The 854-nt window shown below is 69.2% G+C and carries 2 protein-coding genes; one reads left to right on the top strand and one right to left on the bottom strand.

The features are described from left to right. A partial coding sequence (locus J7528_RS23610; protein WP_291879726.1) for a PTS sugar transporter subunit IIA occupies positions 1-417 on the top strand: 417 nt, incomplete at its 5' end. Between the two features lie 38 nt (positions 418-455). Here the strand turns inward: J7528_RS23610 and J7528_RS23605 are convergent. Next, a partial coding sequence (locus J7528_RS23605; protein ID WP_291879723.1) for a peptidylprolyl isomerase occupies positions 456-854 on the bottom strand: 399 nt, incomplete at its 5' end.

Below are 854 nucleotides of genomic sequence, written 5' to 3'. Positions count from 1 at the left end.
GCCAACAAGCGTCAGGTTCTCGGCGTGATCGCCGACGTCGCCGCCCGTGCGTTCGGCGTCGACGCCCATGGGGCGCTGGAAGGTTTGCTCGAGCGTGAGGCCGTCGGATCGACGGGCGTGGGACAGGGCGTGGCCCTCCCGCACGCCCGTCTGGCCGACATCGACCGGGTGCGGGCTGTCTTCGTGCGCCTGGAGACGCCCGTGGCCTTCGGGGCGGTGGACGACAAGCCCGTCGACCTGCTGGTGGCCCTGTTCGCGCCCAAGGAAGCCGATTCCAGCCACCTGCGCGCCCTGGCCCGCATCTCACGCCTGATGCGCCAGCCCGACCTGCGCGAGCAACTGCGTCAGGCCCGCTCGGCCGACGCCGTCCACGTAATGCTGACCCAGGCCCACGAGAGCAAGCCGACGGCGGCTTGAGGTAGACACCCTCTCTCTTTGAGAGAGGGGTTCAAAACCTACCCCCGCTTCATCGAGATGATCTTCACCGGCGGATTCAGCATCTGCCCCTTCATGGCCTCGTAGAGGGCCGGGCCGTCCGCCTTCAGGGCCAGGATCTTCTTCACGACGTCCAGCCCCTGGACCACCCCGCCGAAGGCCGCGAAGCCCTCGTTGTCGCCTTTTCCGCCCGGATGGGCGTCCAGATAAGGCTGCGGGCTGGCGCAGATGAAGAAGTCGCAGGTGGCCGTGCCGGGCGCGTTGCGGGCCATGGAGATCGTCCCGGCCAGGTGCTTGATTCCGGTCGTCCGGGTGCTCTCATGGGCGATGGGCGCGAAGCGGCGCGCGCGGTCGGGCGGCCCGCCCTGGATCGAGCCGGCGCCCTTGACGCCCTTGGTCTTCGACGCGCGGTAGAAGGT

The sequence above is a fragment of the Caulobacter sp. genome, assembly GCF_017744445.1.
GTDB lineage: Bacteria > Pseudomonadota > Alphaproteobacteria > Caulobacterales > Caulobacteraceae > Caulobacter.
Note: the sequence above shows the minus strand (reverse complement) of the source record. Positions and strands in the feature narration are given on the sequence as shown.